Source organism: Methylobacterium sp. A54F, from assembly GCF_053346035.1.
The window spans coordinates 1-286 of sequence record NZ_JBKFBF010000203.1; the positions used below are offsets into that span (position 1 = coordinate 1).

Consider the following 286-nt stretch of genomic DNA (forward strand, 5'->3'; position numbering starts at 1 on the left):
GGAAGCTGCGCGCCGCCATCGAGGGCGGGCAGATCGAGCCCTATTACCAGCCCGTGGTGTCCCTGCCCGGCCGCGAGCTGATCGGCGCCGAGGTGCTGGCGCGCTGGCGCCACCCGGGCCGGGGGCTCCTCGCCCCGAGCCACTTCATCGCCATCGCGGAGGAGACCGGCCTCATCGCCGACCTCAGCTACCGGCTGCTGCGCCAGGCCTGCCCCGACGCCCGCGACTGGCCGGCTCACCTGCAGATCGCGGTCAACATCTCGCCCCAGCAGTTCCAGGACCAGTG

General features: G+C 73.1%; 1 protein-coding gene. It reads left to right on the top strand.

All coding sequences use genetic code 11. From position 1 onward, the window contains the following. Positions 1-286 (top strand): EAL domain-containing protein (locus ACLBXP_RS25970; RefSeq protein ID WP_447670665.1); only part of this gene is annotated, 286 nt, incomplete at both ends.